Origin of the sequence: Bacillus sp. TL12, assembly GCF_022625245.1 — a bacterium.
GTDB lineage: Bacteria > Bacillota > Bacilli > Bacillales > Bacillaceae_G > Bacillus_A.
Map to the genome: position 1 here is coordinate 1 of NZ_JAJJBY010000044.1, position 15,518 is coordinate 15,518.

Annotated in this window: 15 protein-coding genes, 1 pseudogene and 1 other annotated feature; of the genes and pseudogenes, 5 read left to right on the top strand and 11 right to left on the bottom strand. The window is 36.3% G+C overall.

The window, feature by feature from the left end:
• Positions 1-16 precede the first annotated feature (16 nt).
• Both LOK41_RS24530 and LOK41_RS24535 read right to left on the bottom strand, forming a co-directional pair.
• A complete protein-coding gene (locus LOK41_RS24530; RefSeq protein ID WP_241818698.1) occupies positions 17-799 on the bottom strand; it encodes a membrane protein insertase YidC in 783 nt (260 codons plus the stop codon).
• 28 nt (positions 800-827) lie between these two features.
• Positions 828-1,112, bottom strand: a complete 285-nt coding sequence (locus tag LOK41_RS24535; RefSeq protein ID WP_241818699.1) for a hypothetical protein — start codon at positions 1,110-1,112, stop codon at positions 828-830.
• A 275-nt stretch (positions 1,113-1,387) separates the two neighbouring features.
• Here LOK41_RS24535 and LOK41_RS24540 point away from each other — a divergent pair, with 275 nt between their 5' ends.
• Positions 1,388-2,281, top strand: coding sequence for a YitT family protein (locus LOK41_RS24540; protein WP_174100946.1), 894 nt, complete (start codon positions 1,388-1,390; stop codon positions 2,279-2,281).
• A gap of 72 nt (positions 2,282-2,353) precedes the next feature.
• Here LOK41_RS24540 and LOK41_RS24545 read toward each other — a convergent pair whose 3' ends face one another.
• Complete coding sequence (locus LOK41_RS24545; protein ID WP_241818700.1) at positions 2,354-2,623, bottom strand: hypothetical protein; 270 nt, start codon at positions 2,621-2,623, stop codon at positions 2,354-2,356.
• Positions 2,624-3,052: 429 nt separating this feature from the next.
• On the opposite strand from LOK41_RS24545, the gene LOK41_RS24550 reads away from it, so the two are divergent.
• Positions 3,053-3,439 (top strand): DUF3938 domain-containing protein, encoded by a 387-nt coding sequence (locus tag LOK41_RS24550; protein WP_241818701.1) that lies wholly within the window; start codon positions 3,053-3,055, stop codon positions 3,437-3,439.
• A 180-nt stretch (positions 3,440-3,619) separates the two neighbouring features.
• Here LOK41_RS24550 and LOK41_RS24555 read toward each other — a convergent pair whose 3' ends face one another.
• The 5 genes from LOK41_RS24555 to LOK41_RS24575 form a co-directional block, all read right to left on the bottom strand.
• Positions 3,620-3,760 carry a DUF3985 family protein gene (locus tag LOK41_RS24555; RefSeq protein ID WP_241818702.1) on the bottom strand — a complete coding sequence of 47 codons (141 nt, stop codon included), beginning with the start codon at positions 3,758-3,760 and terminating at the stop codon, positions 3,620-3,622.
• A 133-nt stretch (positions 3,761-3,893) separates the two neighbouring features.
• Complete coding sequence (locus LOK41_RS24560) at positions 3,894-4,901, bottom strand: M50 family metallopeptidase (RefSeq protein ID WP_241818720.1); 1,008 nt, start codon at positions 4,899-4,901, stop codon at positions 3,894-3,896.
• Positions 4,902-4,999: 98 nt separating this feature from the next.
• A complete protein-coding gene (locus tag LOK41_RS24565) occupies positions 5,000-5,707 on the bottom strand; it encodes a DUF3169 family protein (protein WP_241818703.1) in 708 nt (235 codons plus the stop codon).
• Positions 5,697-5,915, bottom strand: coding sequence for a helix-turn-helix transcriptional regulator (locus tag LOK41_RS24570; RefSeq protein ID WP_174100951.1), 219 nt, complete (start codon positions 5,913-5,915; stop codon positions 5,697-5,699). Before LOK41_RS24570 ends, LOK41_RS24565 begins: the two co-directional genes overlap by 11 nt.
• Positions 5,916-6,364: 449 nt before the next feature.
• Positions 6,365-6,979, bottom strand: coding sequence for a DedA family protein (locus tag LOK41_RS24575; RefSeq protein ID WP_241818704.1), 615 nt, complete (start codon positions 6,977-6,979; stop codon positions 6,365-6,367).
• 464 nt (positions 6,980-7,443) lie between these two features.
• Here LOK41_RS24575 and LOK41_RS24580 point away from each other — a divergent pair, with 464 nt between their 5' ends.
• Entirely contained in the window at positions 7,444-8,346 is a 903-nt protein-coding gene (locus LOK41_RS24580; RefSeq protein ID WP_241818705.1) for an EamA family transporter, read from the top strand.
• 349 nt (positions 8,347-8,695) lie between these two features.
• Here the strand turns inward: LOK41_RS24580 and metG are convergent, their stop codons facing one another.
• Positions 8,696-10,330: a methionine--tRNA ligase gene (metG, locus tag LOK41_RS24585; RefSeq protein WP_241818706.1), complete on the bottom strand. Its 1,635-nt coding sequence runs from the start codon at positions 10,328-10,330 to the stop codon at positions 8,696-8,698.
• Between the two features lie 51 nt (positions 10,331-10,381).
• Positions 10,382-10,656: a binding site (T-box leader), on the bottom strand.
• Positions 10,657-10,767: 111 nt separating this feature from the next.
• Between metG and LOK41_RS24590 the strand changes: the two are divergent.
• Positions 10,768-11,588 (top strand): annotated as a pseudogene (locus tag LOK41_RS24590) (class I SAM-dependent methyltransferase).
• Between the two features lie 216 nt (positions 11,589-11,804).
• Here LOK41_RS24590 and LOK41_RS24595 read toward each other — a convergent pair.
• Positions 11,805-12,905: a TIGR04053 family radical SAM/SPASM domain-containing protein gene (locus LOK41_RS24595; protein WP_241818707.1), complete on the bottom strand. Its 1,101-nt coding sequence runs from the start codon at positions 12,903-12,905 to the stop codon at positions 11,805-11,807.
• Positions 12,906-13,044: 139 nt separating this feature from the next.
• Between LOK41_RS24595 and LOK41_RS24600 the strand changes: the two genes are divergently transcribed.
• Complete coding sequence (locus tag LOK41_RS24600; protein WP_000076465.1) at positions 13,045-13,359, top strand: metal-sulfur cluster assembly factor; 315 nt, start codon at positions 13,045-13,047, stop codon at positions 13,357-13,359.
• A gap of 238 nt (positions 13,360-13,597) precedes the next feature.
• On the opposite strand, the gene LOK41_RS24605 is transcribed toward LOK41_RS24600, so the two are convergent.
• Positions 13,598-15,247 (bottom strand): M4 family metallopeptidase, encoded by a 1,650-nt coding sequence (locus LOK41_RS24605; protein WP_241818708.1) that lies wholly within the window; start codon positions 15,245-15,247, stop codon positions 13,598-13,600.
• Between the last annotated feature and the right edge of the window lie 271 nt (positions 15,248-15,518).

Genomic DNA, 15,518 nt, shown 5'->3' on the forward strand with positions numbered 1-15,518 from the left:
TTAGAGTGGCTTTCTTCTATGCATTTTGTAATTGTACCTCTTCACGTTCCATTACTTTTCGTAATACAATCATTTGCACCATTGTAAATATATTACCTGTAACCCAGTACAACACAAGTCCTGATGGTGCGGCAAACCCCATAAATAAAATCATCGCCGGCATCATAAACTGCTGCATTTTAAGCATTGGGACTTGCTCTCCTGCCGATGTATTTGACTGCATAATTTTCATTTGAATAAACGTAGCTAGTGCTGCAAGAATCGGTAAAATATGATACGGATCTGCATGTCCTAAGTTTACCCATAAAAACGAAGATGTACGAATCTCTTCCGTTCGGCTAATCGCATAGTACAATGCCGAGAAAATTGGCATTTGTATCAAAAGTGGTAAGCAACCAGCTAATGGATTCCAACCGCCTGTTTTCATTAGTTCTGACATTTCTTTTTGATATTGTTTTTGCTTTTCAATATCTTTGCTTACATTACCATATTTTTGTTTCAACTTTTGAAGTTCTGGTTGCATTTTTTTCATTTTCATTTGACCACGATATTGCGAAACAGCTAATGGAATCATCGCTGATCGAACAATAAGCGTAATGATAATGATAGCAATCCCGAAGCTTCCACCAGGTACATGATGCGCCACAAATTGAAGCATAAGTGAAATTGGGTAAACAAAATAGTGATCCCAAATCCCGGTACTATTTGCATCAATTGGTGCCGTACTGCTACACCCAGATAAAACAAAAACAAGTAATAATGATAAACTAACGAGCACAGCTCGGTATGATTTTAACATGTTCATTCCTCCAATGTTTCGTAATTAATTAGCGAAACATTGGTGTATACGGACCAATCTCGTCACTCTCTCCGCTTGATTCTTGTCTACGAACTGATCGAACCATTCCATATTTATAGAAGATGGAAAAAAGCGGAGTATTTCCTATATGTTCTTCACATGTATCAACGAATGCGAAAGCTCTTTGTCTACCGCTTGATGTTTGCTGCCGTACAAAGCGAGAAATATTAGCGAGAAAAAAGACTTCTAATAAACAAAGCGCTGTCGTTACAAACGTTATATATAGAATTGCATCTTGCAATAAAAATTCCATCGCTTCACATCCTTAATATGTTCATTCTAGCACATTCTCTAAACGTTCTCTATTTCCTTTTATTTTCAAAAAAAGGTTTTGCATATTCTCTCACAAAAATAATATAGAAAATCATTGTATTCGCTTTCTTTAGTATATTCACACATATAACTGAATAGGCTTGATTTTTTAGAAATTTATAAAATTTTTGCATTATAATAAAACTATTGCCAGTTTTTGAAAAAAGCATTATTCTCTTCTTGTAATCAAAAATGAATATGGAGATGAAACATACTATGGGTCAATTAGGAGACGCCGATTACGTTCCCGACACCGCCTTTTTATCCTTCCCAGCAGCTAGAACATTTCATTTAGAATTTATAATACAATTGATTGTTATTTTTATAGCTTCCATTTTGTATGCTATTTCAATGAACATGTTTTTTATCCCGCATAATATGATTAGCGGTGGTTTCGCTGGTGTGGGGATGATTATCGGTTATTTAATGCACTATAATATCGGTGCACTTATCTTTTTACTAAACATCCCGCTTCTCATTTTAAGTCACTTTTACTTAGGAAAGAAGACAACCTTTTTAACAGCTTATTTCGTGGCAGTATCATCACTTGCCATGAATATCATCCCAGTGCATCAAGTATCAGATGATATTTTACTTTCTTCTGTATTTGGTGGTGTTATCTGTGGTGCAGCCTCAGGGATTATATTCCGATTTGCATCTTCGACTGGTGGATTTGATATTGTTGGATTGATTGTAGCGAAATATAAAGACATTTCGATTGGCGCTATTATTTTCGGCTTCAACTTAATCTTACTTGTTGTCGCTGGCTTTATTTTCGGATGGGACATTACACTGTACACGTTAATTAGCCGTTTTGTTGTCAGCAAGGTAATCGATGCTGTCCATACAAAACACATTAAATTAACGATCATGACAATTACAGAAAAAGGCGAGGAAATTAAAAGCGCACTACTGCATCACGGCATACGTGGTGTGACGATGGTAGACGCTGTCGGCGGCTATACCAACCATAAGAAAAAAATGATTTACACCGTCGTAACCCGTTACGAATTAGGAGAAATGAAACGCATTATTCGTCAAGTAGATAATCATGCATTTATGAATATTACAGAAACCGTTGAAATCGTTGGACGTTTCAAACGTATATAAGAAGAGACGCAAGGAATTACAATTCCTTGCGTCTTTATTTATCTAATGCCGAAGGAAACTATACTAGCTAATTTACGATGTATATGTATTCGTTCCCCTCAATAATCTTTGATTGTAATTATGAGCGGCAATCGCTCCCCATACCATACAAATAAAATGTGTAACAAACAGTCCAATACCAAATGTTACAATACCGACAATTAACTCAATAATAATCATAATAATTGCACCAATAATTGTTGAATACAACATTCCAAAAGAACCAAACAAAAACGTTAATACTAAAGAAATCCCTATACTTTTCGTAGGTGTCACTATAATGTGCTGCTTTTGCGTCCCCATCTAATGCCCCCCTCTTAATTAACTAAAAATTCAGTCAAAATAATTATACAACAAAATGGAATATTAATCCATATGATATCCTTTTTAAAATTGTTTTACACTTATTACAAAATCAGATAATTCTATTATTCTCTCGTTAAATATGTTATAATACAATAAGACTTACAAAAAAGAATGTATAGACTTGGGAGTTTCTCTTACTTTTATAAGCAAAAAGAAACGAGAAGTCGGGTATATCTCAATGCAAGTTTACGTAATAACTAATTATTATCACATCATACAAGAAACGGTTTAAAAAAGGCCGATCATCTTAGTTATTCTTCTTTAATCTTTTTATTAAAAAAGATACGTACAACTAACACTCACTTCTATTTATTATACCTACCTTTTTGACTTCCAAATCATCTTATTACATAAGGAGATGAACATATGAATCAAAATATACGCTATATAGTGGCTGTACTGTTTGCTATCATCGGTGGTACGATTTGCTTCTGGACAAACATTCAGCTTGGAGAACATATCGTTTTTAATGGAATCGAATCACTTGTAAGCGCTTCAATATTAGGTGGATACATTTTCTTCCTCCTTAATCCAGAAGAAAACGCTCAAAAAACAATGCTATTAACAATGATCGGAATCGTCGGGGGATGTATTTCCTACTCAATGACAAATTATACATTACCACTTCAATTAAGCTCAGCTTTCTTCCACGGCCTTTGGACTTGGTTTATTGCATTTTGCTTAGCAGATGTATTTAACCTATTGCAAGATCCTGAAGAAGAGACTGGCCGCGGAGTCGAAAGTAATTCTTAATAAAAAAGAGGCTGAGAGATAAATCTTCCAGCCTCTTTTTTATTTCAATCTGTATACCCCAGTATGTATTTACTGATATATATCGGCGATAATTCAAATATATCGACCATTTCTCACAATATATCGGCGATTCGACACAACATATCGACCGTTCGCCAAAGTTTGACACGCCGTCACTCCTCAGAGTCCCAGTAGTTTCTCTCCAAACTGAACGATAAATACAATAATTAACACAATCGCCAATAGCTTCAATGCTACATATGTCACTTTACAAAACACATAAATAAGCAATAGTAACAAAATAAGCGTCAAAATACCCATATGTACTGCCTCCACAACGTTCTCTTCTTCCTACTGAAGGAAGTCCTTTCATTCTACTCTCCCCCCTTACATTTATAGAACCGAATAAAATTACATACAGAAAAAAGGATATCTCACCTGGCGTAAGATATCCTTAGATTACTAGTTTCTGTTGCAAAAGCTGGAACCATTCTCGTTCTAATTGTAAATAACCGGCTCCACTCTTTTCGGCATACTTCAGCTCACTTTCAGCCTTTTTCATATACGTATGAAAGGATTCCGCATCCTTCTCTAAATATTTTAAAATCGCATGTGTGCGGTAATACCCATGCGGGTCCAATTTTGTTATAGCTGTCGCATGCTGCTTCATATCTTGTAAAGAAACAGCGTCTATATCATATAGCACTTTATGTAACACATACCAACTATGAAAACCACCAACAAAATATTTATTTTCTTTTGTAACAGGTATTTGTAAAGCCTGTTCTAAGCAAGTGATTCCTGTCGCCATTCCTTCTCTATCACATCGTGAATAAAACGTAAGCATCAGATCACTCAGCATTTCTCTTACCTCTTCATCGCCCTTTATTTTTTCTTCACTTATTTCTACTAACTTTTCATCCCATTCTTTTGGTCGTTTGCAGCTCCACAACTCACTAGATACTTGAATACTATGTAAATGTTGCTTTGCCTTTTCATCACCTTTAATTAAAATTAAAAACTGTTTCCCATCACTAAGCATAATTTCCTTCATTGGAATCGCTGTAGCTAAAAAGATGGCTAAATGTAATACAGAAAAGTATAAAAGAAATTGATAGTAACTCACCATATATATGTATCCTGACACAATACCGAAAACTAAACTTGTTATCGGTCCACCTAGCGTCATCCATGCCCACTTTTTTGAAAGATTTGCTGTATGTATAGACGGAGGTAATAACGTAGCTAAGCCTCCAAAATACATCCACATTTTATTTTCTCTTATCCGTATTTTCTCTCCCTCTTTTTGAACAATAATAGGGCCTGCTAACATAAATTTAAACTTTAGACCGTTTAACAAACCAAAAATAACATGCCCCAGTTCATGAATGGCAAGAACAAGCACTAAAATAACCAGTGCTCCCCACAGTTCCAATAAGTCTTGTATTTTTTCCGGTCTAATTCATCCATATATAACTGAACAGGCAAAAGCAATCACTATAGAAAAAGCTGGCCTTTTCAAAATATCCACCGTTTTTCTCTCCTCTGTAATCTTTAACATTAATAAATCATTTTTTTATGCATTTCATACATGTATTTCCCGATATGTAGTATCCAAACAAATGAAATGATACCGATTAGAAAGAAATCCGCTTCCCTTACAACTGTATAACCAATTGACAGAATCCATGCCCATGCAAGCACACCATTTGTAAATTGATATGCTTTGTAACCGGCTTCATGAACGATATGCTTTTGTCCCTCATCTGCATTTCTCGCCCACATTTCCATAGACTGTGAATATGTAACGGATTGTTCTGGGTATAACTTGTTATATCGATTCTTCATTATAAGGCCACTCCATATGACAAGAATCAAACATACAGTAGCTATAACAAAGTTTACAATTTCAAATAATGCAGGAGTTCCGGCTGTAAATGATCGATAATACATAATGGCAGCACAACTCGCCCAAGACCACACAATAACTTCACTTATACGTAAATAAATGAGCATAGTTCCTAGCCTACGTCCTTGTATATTTTCTTCTTCATCACGTAACTTTGCTAATGTTCGCACATTCTTTCCAAACAAGAATAACCCTGCTGCACAAAACATAAACAGCGCAGCTATCGCGACATAAGAATCATCTTTAGTTGACCTAACATCAAAATAATGAACTAGTATGTATCCAACGATTGCCCCCACTAGCATAGACATTAAGAATTTTATAATAAAAAACATTGTACCTTTTATCCTACTCTCCATCTTCTTCCCCCTCAACTAACGTAAATATATCCTCTACCGGCACCCCAAAAACTTGCGCAATCTTAAGCGACAAAACAATCGATGGCGCATAATCACCTCGCTCAATTAAGCTAATCGTCTGCCGCGATGAATCAATTGCTTTCCCTAACTCACCTTGTGACATTCGATGCTTCGCCCGAAATTCTCTCACTCGATTTTGAAGCTTCATATGTAACCTCTTTTCATTTAATTAATTAAAATTGTAAATAATTTCATCTTTATTGTCAATTATCATTGTCATTTTGACATTAATATATGTCAAAAATAATTATGTCGTCATATTAGAAAGTTCTATATAATATATTTAAAATACATAATATGCGAGATGCAATATGGAGAAAAAATCAAATTTTTCTTATCTTCTCATCAAACTTTCGGCAGCTTTTATTCTCTATCTTTCTTTTGGAATACTTTTCTTTATAACAAATGAATTTGATTTATATGAGATTTCATATCTAATGCCCTATATAACCCTTGGACTTATGCTCTTTTCTTCTATGCAATCTTGTGCTCACTCTTAATTGATAAGCTAAGTTCAAAACAAACAAGCATTATAAAAAAGAGATAGTGCCTATAAGCACTACCTCTTCCAATTATCGACATAGAATGGATTCCATATTAATTTACACTTTGTACAAATACACGTTTTAATTGTTTGCGGAAACGAACGCCTAATGTAATTGCTACAATTACAATCACTCCGAAAATAATTTTCCCTATGTGTTGTCCCATTAATCCGAAGATATCATGTAAATTTCCACCTAACCAATACCCACCGATTAAGAAGAAAGATACCCAGAATAGAGCGCCAGAGTAGATCGTTATCGCAAAGCGACGGAACGGTAAATTAATAATCCCCGCAAAGTACCCAGTAAAGTGACGTACGCCGGGAATAAAGAAGCCGATGAAAATAAGAAAATATCCATATTTATCAAACCACATTCTCGTTAAATCAATCTTTTTCTGTGTTAAAAACACATATTTACCGTATTTTTGCACAAAAGGCATACCAAGTTTATTACCTAAAAAGTACTGAACTGTCATCCCAACACTTGTACCAATAAATGATAAAATAATTAAAAGTGATAATTGTAAGTCTCCATTATGCGCCAAGAAACCAGCGTACGCTAATGTTGGTTCTCCTGGAAACGGAAGTGCAATATATTCTAACAGCAATCCCACAAGGACTACATAATAACCGTATTGTTGAAATAATTCATGAATCCATTCCATGTCGATCTCTCCTTTTCCCTTTAATCTACAGCGTCTATCACGTACAAACTGTTACTATTATTGTATAAAAAAATTGTCGAAATAACTATCACAATAACTTACATTTAGATTACATTTTCGTAAGGTTAATACTAAAATAACCCATATTCATGCAAATTCCCCTAATATCTATTATATATTTGCAATTTTTTTCATTTCTCCTTTATTATATACGAAAAAATTACGTTTTTCTCTTATTTTCGTATAGTTTACTTCAAAAAATCTCATTTGTATTGAAAATATAAATGAGATTGCTATAAACTAGAATCATAATAACTAGCAATTGTTTTATTTCTTATTTTTCTATCACCAAACTCACACGCTTTTGTGAGTGGCGGAATTTTGTAGAGTTTTTACTCTGTTTCGTTCGCCCGTTGTCCTTCATTGGATAGCGGGCGTTTTTTATTTGAAAAAGGAGGCTTTTTATGGAGAAATTTAAGTTTTCGCTATTAGTTTTATTTGGCGCCTGCAGCTATGGCGTACTTTCAACAATTTTCAAGCTCGGCTTTATGAATGGTTTTTCTGCGCATGAGCTATTAGGTGGACAATATGTATTTGGCTGGGTTGGACTTTTATTACTCGTTCTTTTCTTCTCACGTCATAAAATCTCGAAAAAACAAATATTTTCCTTATTGGCTGTCGGAACAGCAATGAGCATGACCGGGATTTTTTACGCTATTTCTGTAGAAGAATTACCAGCATCCATTGCCGTTGTCTTACTCTTTCAATTCACATGGATTGGCGTAGTCATTGAAGCAATTGCTAACAAAACATTTCCAAGTCGTGAAAAGATTATCTCGATTATCATTTTATTTGCCGGAACATTATTTGCAGGTGGTGTGTTCGAAGGTCTTGGCCAAAACTTCTCTACAAAAGGCATTATCTTTGGACTATTAGCCGCTGTCTCTTTTTCCTTTTATATTTTTGCAAGCGGACGCGTTGCTACTAATGTACCACCGTATACGAAAAGCTTTTTAATGACGACAAGTGCTACACTTATCGTTTGCTTAATTTTCCCGCCAACCTTCTTAACAGATGGTGCGTTACAGGCCGGACTATGGAAATATGCATTCTTCCTTGGATTCTTCGGTGTTGTCGTTCCAGTCATTTGCTTCTCCATTGGCGTCCCAAAAGTAGGAACAGGACTTGGAACTATTTTAGGAGCTGCTGAACTGCCAACAGCAATCATCGCTTCTATTACACTTGTTCATGAAGTCGTATCGCCATTGCAATGGCTTGGCATTGTTTGCATATTAGTTGGTATTTTCACACCTCAATTTCTTACTACACGAAAAGAGAAGAAACGTAATATAGAACAAAGCGCCTAAAAAAGAGCACATTGTGTGCTCTTTTCATAGAGTATTGAGAAACAAGATCCGGGAAACTCTTGTTTTTTGTCGTTATTTACCGAAGCATCGATATATTTAGGAAATCGCCGATAAAGTGAAACTTCAATCAGTGGGGATTTTCTCCATCCCCCACTGATTGTCAGCCCTCAACAATCGGGCTTTTATGGGCTGTTTATCTCCCACCTAAACTTCTTCGCATTTTCTTAAGTTTTGAGGTGGGAGTATTACAGCCCGTTAATGCGGGATAAGATTTCATTTACTATTTTGAGCCACCCAACTCTCGGCAGTTTGCTCTATTTCTTCTTGTAGTTTTGTAACATTCCCCTTTCTACTTTAATGCCGCGTATAGCTTTTCTACCTCTTTTTCAATTACTTTTACATCAATTCTTTCAAACAATGGTTGCACATCACTCACCCGCTCTGGCAATGTACTTTCACATTTCCAACTCGTATTCGTAATCGATAGCATATTCCGCACTCTTTCACTAGAAAACGGTAAAAACGGCTCAAGTAACTGCGCAAGATTCACAATAAAATATACACAGGTGTAAATCGTCTCTTCACAAGCTGCAGGATCTTCTTCTCTTTGCTTCCAAGGCGCCTGCTCATCAAAATACTTATTCGCAAAGCGCACTGTTTCAAAGATTGTTTCTAATGCTACTTTAAAATGAGCCTGTTCAATTGCATTCCCTACACTGCGATATAATCCCTCCACTCTTTCTTTCAGTTCTAAATTCACATGACCTTTTGGCACAGCACCGTCATAATATTTCTCAATGAACTTTAGTGTACGATTTACAAAATTCCCATATGCACCTAAAAGCTCACTGTTATGGCTATAAATAAATTCACGCCAAGAAAAATCGGTATCGCGATTTTCTGGTGCATTCACCGTTAAGAAATAACGAATCGAATCTGGATCATAACGCTCTAATATATCCGGTACCCATACCGCCCAGTTTTTACTTGTCGATAATTTTCGTTTCTCAACAGTTAAATATTCATTGGAAACAATATGACGCGGAATGGCCTCTTCTCCGATTCCAAGCAATACAGCTGGCCAAATAATAGAATGGAACGGAATATTATCCTTACCATGCACATAGTACGTCTTCGCACTACTACTCCAGAACTCTCCGTCATCTTTCCCTGTTTCTTTAGCCCATCGTTTACTTGCTGCATAATAACCTGACACTGCTTCAATCCACACATAGATTTTCTTATCCTCATATCCCTTAACTGGAATTGGTACTCCAATTGGTAAATCGCGTGATACAGCTCGGTCCTGTAATCCTTCTTGTAAGTAACGCTCTGTTAATTGAACCGCATTATCACGCCACTCTCCTTGTTGTTTCGCAACCGCTACTGCATCTTTCATCTGCTGCTGAAATTTATGCAATGCAAAATAAAAATGCTCTGTTTCCTTAACTGCTGGCGTACTTCCACATAACTTACATTTCTTTTCTAATAAATCGAGCGGATCTAAAATGGCTGAGCATGCATCACATTGATCACCACGAGCTGATTCATGGCAATGCGGACAAACGCCTTCTACATATCGATCCGGTAAAAATTGTGCACATGTTTCGCAATATGCTTGTTCAACGGTCTTTTTATAAATAAAGCCTTCTTCTAATAAGCTTAAGAAAATCTTTTGTACCGTTTCATGATGGTGCTGTGCATCTGTACGTGTATAACAATCATACGTAAACCCAAGATGCTGAAAACACCGCTGGAATTCTTCATGATAATGATCAGCAATTTCTTTTGCGGTAACCCCTTCTTGTTTTGCCCGAATGGCAATTGGCGTTCCATTACAATCACTTCCTGATACGTAAAGAACTTTCTCTCCTTTTGCTCTATAGTAACGCGCTAAAATATCTCCTGGTAATAAACTCGCAACATGACCAAGATGTAACGATCCATTCGCATACGGCCAAGCTCCACCAATAAAAATGCTCATCTTCTATTCCTCCTTTAAAATATAAAAAGCCCCGTCCCTATCTTCAGAAAAGATAAGGGCGGGGCTGTATAAACAGTCGCGGTACCACCTTATTTCGTCAACTATTCACATAGCTGACCTCGTCAAGTACGGAGCAATACTCATGCTCTTATACTGTGGTTTTGATAACGAGAACCAACTCTCGTCGCCGCCTACTATTATCATTTGATAAGTTCGGGACGCAGCTCAAAGGCCATTTTTCAAATGAATATTCTTGCTTCTTCTCAGCTTCCGAAGCTCTCTGGAAAGAATGGTTTCATTCTACTTTTCCTTTTCAATGCTTTTCATATATAACACGTATTTTATAATTAATATACAGAAAAATCATTTTTTTTAAAAAACAGGAAATGAAACCTTTCTTGCGAATATTTATATGTTCAAAAAAAGGAGTGATTTCATTGAATCAACAACAATTAAGTACAATTAATAACAAAGGCTGGAGTGCAGCAGCTTATGAAGCGTGGACGAATCGGCACGGTACTCCAAAGGAATACGCAAAAAAACTTATGCAAGATCCTGCTCATGAAGTAGCCCACTACTTACCTTATATACAAAATCCACAAGGGAAACGAATCATCAATTTACTTGGCTCCAAAGGAAATAAAGCTGTAGCCCTCGCATTATTAGGAGCCGATGTAACCGTTGTAGATATTTCTGAGAGTAACGCAAAGTATGCAAATGAGCTAGCAGATGCTGCGAAGGTTTCGATTGAATATATTGTTTCAAATGTACTAGAAATGACATCTTCTCCATCATTCGATGTTGTATTACTAGAACTCGGTGTACTTCATTACTTTTTAGATCTCAAACCACTTTTCAAATTAATCTCAGGGCTTCTAAAAGACGGGGGTATTTTTATACTTCGTGACTATCATCCTCTTTATACAAAGTTATTAGCGATAGATGATCAAAAGTTTAAGGCAAGCGGAGATTATTTTTCTGAAGAAGTAATTGAAGATAACGTTGCTTATAGCATTCTACTAGATAAAGCGCAGCAAGAGCTACTGCCTAAAACGATGATTCGCCGCTGGACGTTAGGAGAAATTATTACAGAAGTCGCGGGGCAAACCTATGCATCGAAAAGCTCATTGAAGAGCGAGGTCCACACCAACGATGGGTCTTCCCTTCTTCAGCCCCAGAAGGAATGGAAGAACGTATCCTAGAACTTTATACATTAATCGCAACGATATCATGCAAAAAAGGATCCCTTCACGGATAGGATCCTGTTTGCATGCTTAACGCATATAAGTTGAGGTTGGAGATTACCATAATTCTGTAGAATAGGACACAAGGTATTTCAACATTTTGTCTCTGACTTACGCAGTCAAAAGGGGTATGACCAACATAACGAAGAGTAATGTTTTAGTTGATATTGATAATCGTTATTAACTAATTAGAAGTATACATGATGTATACTAAAAAGACAATAGGATTTTCACATTTTTCTTCTTAAAACTTTCGGTACATATACGCAATATGGCTCGCTCTCTAAATAATCACCGGTTATTGCATATGCTCTAGAACGAGAACCCCCACATATATAGCGGTATTCACACTTCCCACACTTCCCTTTATAGCCATCTGGATTACGTAATGCTTGAAAAATTGGGGAGTGACGATAAATATCCCGTAATCGTTTTTCTCTCACATTTCCAGTTTGAATTGGTAATAGCCCGCTTGGATACACATCGCCAATATGTGAAATAAAAACAAAACCGTTGCCATCATTCACGCCTTTTGGCGCTCGTCCTAAGCCATCAATTTTTCCGGTTAAGCCATTTTGAAGTGCATCTTCATAACACATTCTTTTCTTGCTTTGTACTTCCTTATTTTTTTGTTGCATCACAACGCGGCGGTAATGTTGGGCAGCTGTTGTCTTTATATCAAACGATGCCGTTTTACCTATTTCATATAATTTACGAAATACAAGTTCATGTTCTACTGGCGAAATCATATCATCTACATTTCCCCTTCCGGTTGGAACAAGGAAAAATACGCTCCATAGCACACCGCCTAATTTTTCAACAAGCGCTGCCATCTTCTCTATTTCATGAACATTGTACTTAGAAATAGTTGTATTCACTTGGACTGGAATCTGTAACTCATTTAAATATTGAATCGCATCCATCGTAAGCTGAAAAGACCCTGCCACGCCACGAAAACGGTCATGTGTCTCAGCTGTAGCACCATCGATACTAAAGGCCCATCGTGCAAGTCCAACCTCTTTTGCTTTTTGAATCGCCCTTTTCGTTACATTCGGAGTTGCACTCGGCGTCATCGAAACACGTAATCCTTTTTGCACTGCATAATCTGCTAACTCATAAATATCTTCTCTCATAAGCGGATCCCCGCCTGAAAAAACTAGCATTGGCTGATCCATTTCATATATTTCATCAATTAATCTTTTCCCTTCAAGGAAAGTTAGTTCCCTCGGGTCTCTCCTATACTGCGCTTCCGCTCGGCAATGCAGACATTTTAATTCACAAGCACGCGTTACTTCCCATATTACAATAAAAGGATTTTCATCATAATTCATTTTCCATCTCGCTCCTCCCTACATACTTATAATCAGTATAGGAAAGATTGTAAAAAAACACTGTGAGCTATTTCACTGCATCTTTATCTTATTTCCTTTATAATGAGAATCGATATCATTAATATTAGGAGTGTTGTGCATGTCGCAAGAATTCGAAGAGAAATTATATGCCAATTTAGAGGCTGTTATTGATCCTGAATTAGGTGTTGATATTATCAATCTTGGTTTAGTCTATGATGTGACAGCAGATGAAAATAATAATGCTGTTATTACAATGACAATGACTTCAATCGGTTGCCCAATGGCGGGACAAATCGTATCAGATGTCAAAAAAGTATTATCTACAAATGTACCAGAGGTAAATGAAATAGAGGTCAATGTAGTTTGGAATCCACCTTGGTCAAAAGAGCGTATGTCACGTATGGCTAAAATCGCATTAGGCATTCGCGATTAATATCACATAAAAAAATAAGAAGGATGTTTTTAAACATCCTTCTTATTTTTTTATCCCATCATAACGTAATAAGCCCCCGTCCTAACGAGCAGGAAAATCCTCAGACCCGAAGAAAAACGGAGAAGTTATATAAAGAAACAATAGCTCGTAAAACGTAATATAAAAAAAATCCCCTGTAGCTTTTACAGGGGGAAACAAGGTAGCTTATCCATTAAAGAACGATACACATACTATTCTTCTATTTTACACCAACTGCGTCATAAGCTTTCGTTACAGCTTGTACTTCTTTAGAATTTGTACCATATAAATCTGTCGCAGATTGAATTGCAGCTTGGCGCATCATTTTAAAGTTAGAGTTTGCAGTTAAATATTTGGAAAGAGCACGATAGTAAATTTTTTCTGTTGCTTCGCGGCCAACGCCATTTATTTTCACACCATAATGAGTGCCACCTTCAGACACTAAATATGCTGCCTTGTTATTAATACTACTGTTAATATGAACACCGCCATTATCAGCTGTTCCTTTATAACGTTTGTCGTAATGATCTGGATAGCCCTCAGTTGGTTTTAATGGGTTTTTAATAGAAGCAGGGTCACTCAAGGAACGTAGCGCATCTCCTGGTTTACCTGGTGTGTAAATATCTTCCCCAAGCTCCCAATCATCACGGTCTACCATCGCACCGAAAATATCAGATAGCGATTCGTTTAATGCACCAGACTCATCTTTATATACAAGATTTGCTGTATGCTCTGTTACAGCATGCGTTAACTCATGAGCAATAACATCTAAGCCTGCAGATAATGGAATAAATGTTTTTCCATCCCCATCTCCATACATCATTTGTATCCCGTTCCACGCAGCATTATTCCAACTTTCACCTACGTGAACAGTAGAAATTAACTTCGCACCTTGATTATCAAAAGAATTACGTTGGAATACCTTTTTATAATAATCATATACTTTTCCTGCGTTTACATGCGCATCGACAGCTGCTTTATCTCCAAAGAACTTCGATTTACTTTCTATTTCTTCACCTGTATATCCAAGCCATTGTGAGAAGAGATTAAACCAGTTCTCATCCATATTTTGTGCATCAAACGTATGAACACCCTTTCCACGTTTGCCATCAAATAAATTAAATGCTCCCGTTTTTGCATCTTGAGCAATTTCAAATGATTCTCTCTGTCCTAACACGCCATATCCAAAACCAGTAATATGATCGATTGCGTTATATTTCTCAATCACATTTCCATTTGTTGCATCAACAAAGTAATGCCAGTAACCTGGAGCTGGTTTTGAAACAGATGCTTTTACAAGGTATGAAAGATAATATTGTCCATCCTTTTCATACACATATAAATCTTTTTTCACACCATCATATTGATTTACTTTGCCAATTTCTTTCTCAATATCAGCTTTCGCAATTTCTACCGCTTTCTCATCAGTAATGCTCGCTGCAGCCGGAATATTTTTATCTTCTAAATTCGGGATAACTTGCCCGAAGAACGCTTTTACATTATTGTCTTTATCGAGTGCCACTGTTTGATCTGAACCATACACAGGAATATTATTATGTTTCTCAACTAACTTCACATGTGTTGTACCCGATTCTGCATCTTTTTCTTCCCCAACAATGTTAAAGTGTTTATCAATATTTCCTGTTAATTTAAACATGTCCTTCTTACTCTCTAAGTACTGAAATACTGTTTCTTTTTTATCTAATCCTTTTGGAGCTTTCCATTCCTCACCTATGTAAGCTGGTGTTTTAAATTCTTGGTGGTATTGCACTTTTTGTTCTTCCGCTTGTGTTTTTGTTGCTCCAAATGCCCCAAAACCTGCTGCGATAACAGAGAAAGCTAATGCTGATGAAACGACTTGCTTTTTCAATCTAACACTCCCCATTCCCCAAAAATTTTTTGACACTTTTATACATTTCGTTAAAAGGGAAATATATCCTTTTAAAAAATATTGAGAAAAAATATTCTCGCAACTCCACCTAAAAAATTCCAATTGTAGTATATTTAAAGAAATCTGCATATAAAAAATCTAGCTAACATTGCATATTAACTTGAATCATATTTTAACTTTGAAAGGTTGTGAGATAATGTTAGCTCAAATAATTATGTATTCCTTCTGTCCGATAACCTTATTAGCGACT

Excerpts from the sequence above, each read along its gene's own strand:
- LOK41_RS24550 (WP_241818701.1), top strand. The coding sequence starts at position 3,053 with ATGAATCAAAATATACGCTATATAGTGGCTGTACTGTTTGCTATCATC.
- LOK41_RS24595 (WP_241818707.1), bottom strand. The coding sequence starts at position 12,905 with ATGAATTATGATGAAAATCCTTTTATTGTAATATGGGAAGTAACGCGT.
- LOK41_RS24540 (WP_174100946.1), top strand. The coding sequence starts at position 1,388 with ATGGGTCAATTAGGAGACGCCGATTACGTTCCCGACACCGCCTTTTTA.
- LOK41_RS24570 (WP_174100951.1), bottom strand. The coding sequence starts at position 5,915 with ATGAAGCTTCAAAATCGAGTGAGAGAATTTCGGGCGAAGCATCGAATG.
- LOK41_RS24535 (WP_241818699.1), bottom strand. The coding sequence starts at position 1,112 with ATGGAATTTTTATTGCAAGATGCAATTCTATATATAACGTTTGTAACG.
- LOK41_RS24580 (WP_241818705.1), top strand. The coding sequence starts at position 7,444 with ATGGAGAAATTTAAGTTTTCGCTATTAGTTTTATTTGGCGCCTGCAGC.
- LOK41_RS24530 (WP_241818698.1), bottom strand. The coding sequence starts at position 799 with ATGTTAAAATCATACCGAGCTGTGCTCGTTAGTTTATCATTATTACTT.
- LOK41_RS24565 (WP_241818703.1), bottom strand. The coding sequence starts at position 5,707 with ATGGAGAGTAGGATAAAAGGTACAATGTTTTTTATTATAAAATTCTTA.
- LOK41_RS24545 (WP_241818700.1), bottom strand. The coding sequence starts at position 2,623 with ATGGGGACGCAAAAGCAGCACATTATAGTGACACCTACGAAAAGTATA.
- LOK41_RS24600 (WP_000076465.1), top strand. The coding sequence starts at position 13,045 with ATGTCGCAAGAATTCGAAGAGAAATTATATGCCAATTTAGAGGCTGTT.
- LOK41_RS24575 (WP_241818704.1), bottom strand. The coding sequence starts at position 6,979 with ATGGAATGGATTCATGAATTATTTCAACAATACGGTTATTATGTAGTC.
- metG (WP_241818706.1), bottom strand. The coding sequence starts at position 10,330 with ATGAGCATTTTTATTGGTGGAGCTTGGCCGTATGCGAATGGATCGTTA.
- LOK41_RS24555 (WP_241818702.1), bottom strand. The coding sequence starts at position 3,760 with ATGGGTATTTTGACGCTTATTTTGTTACTATTGCTTATTTATGTGTTT.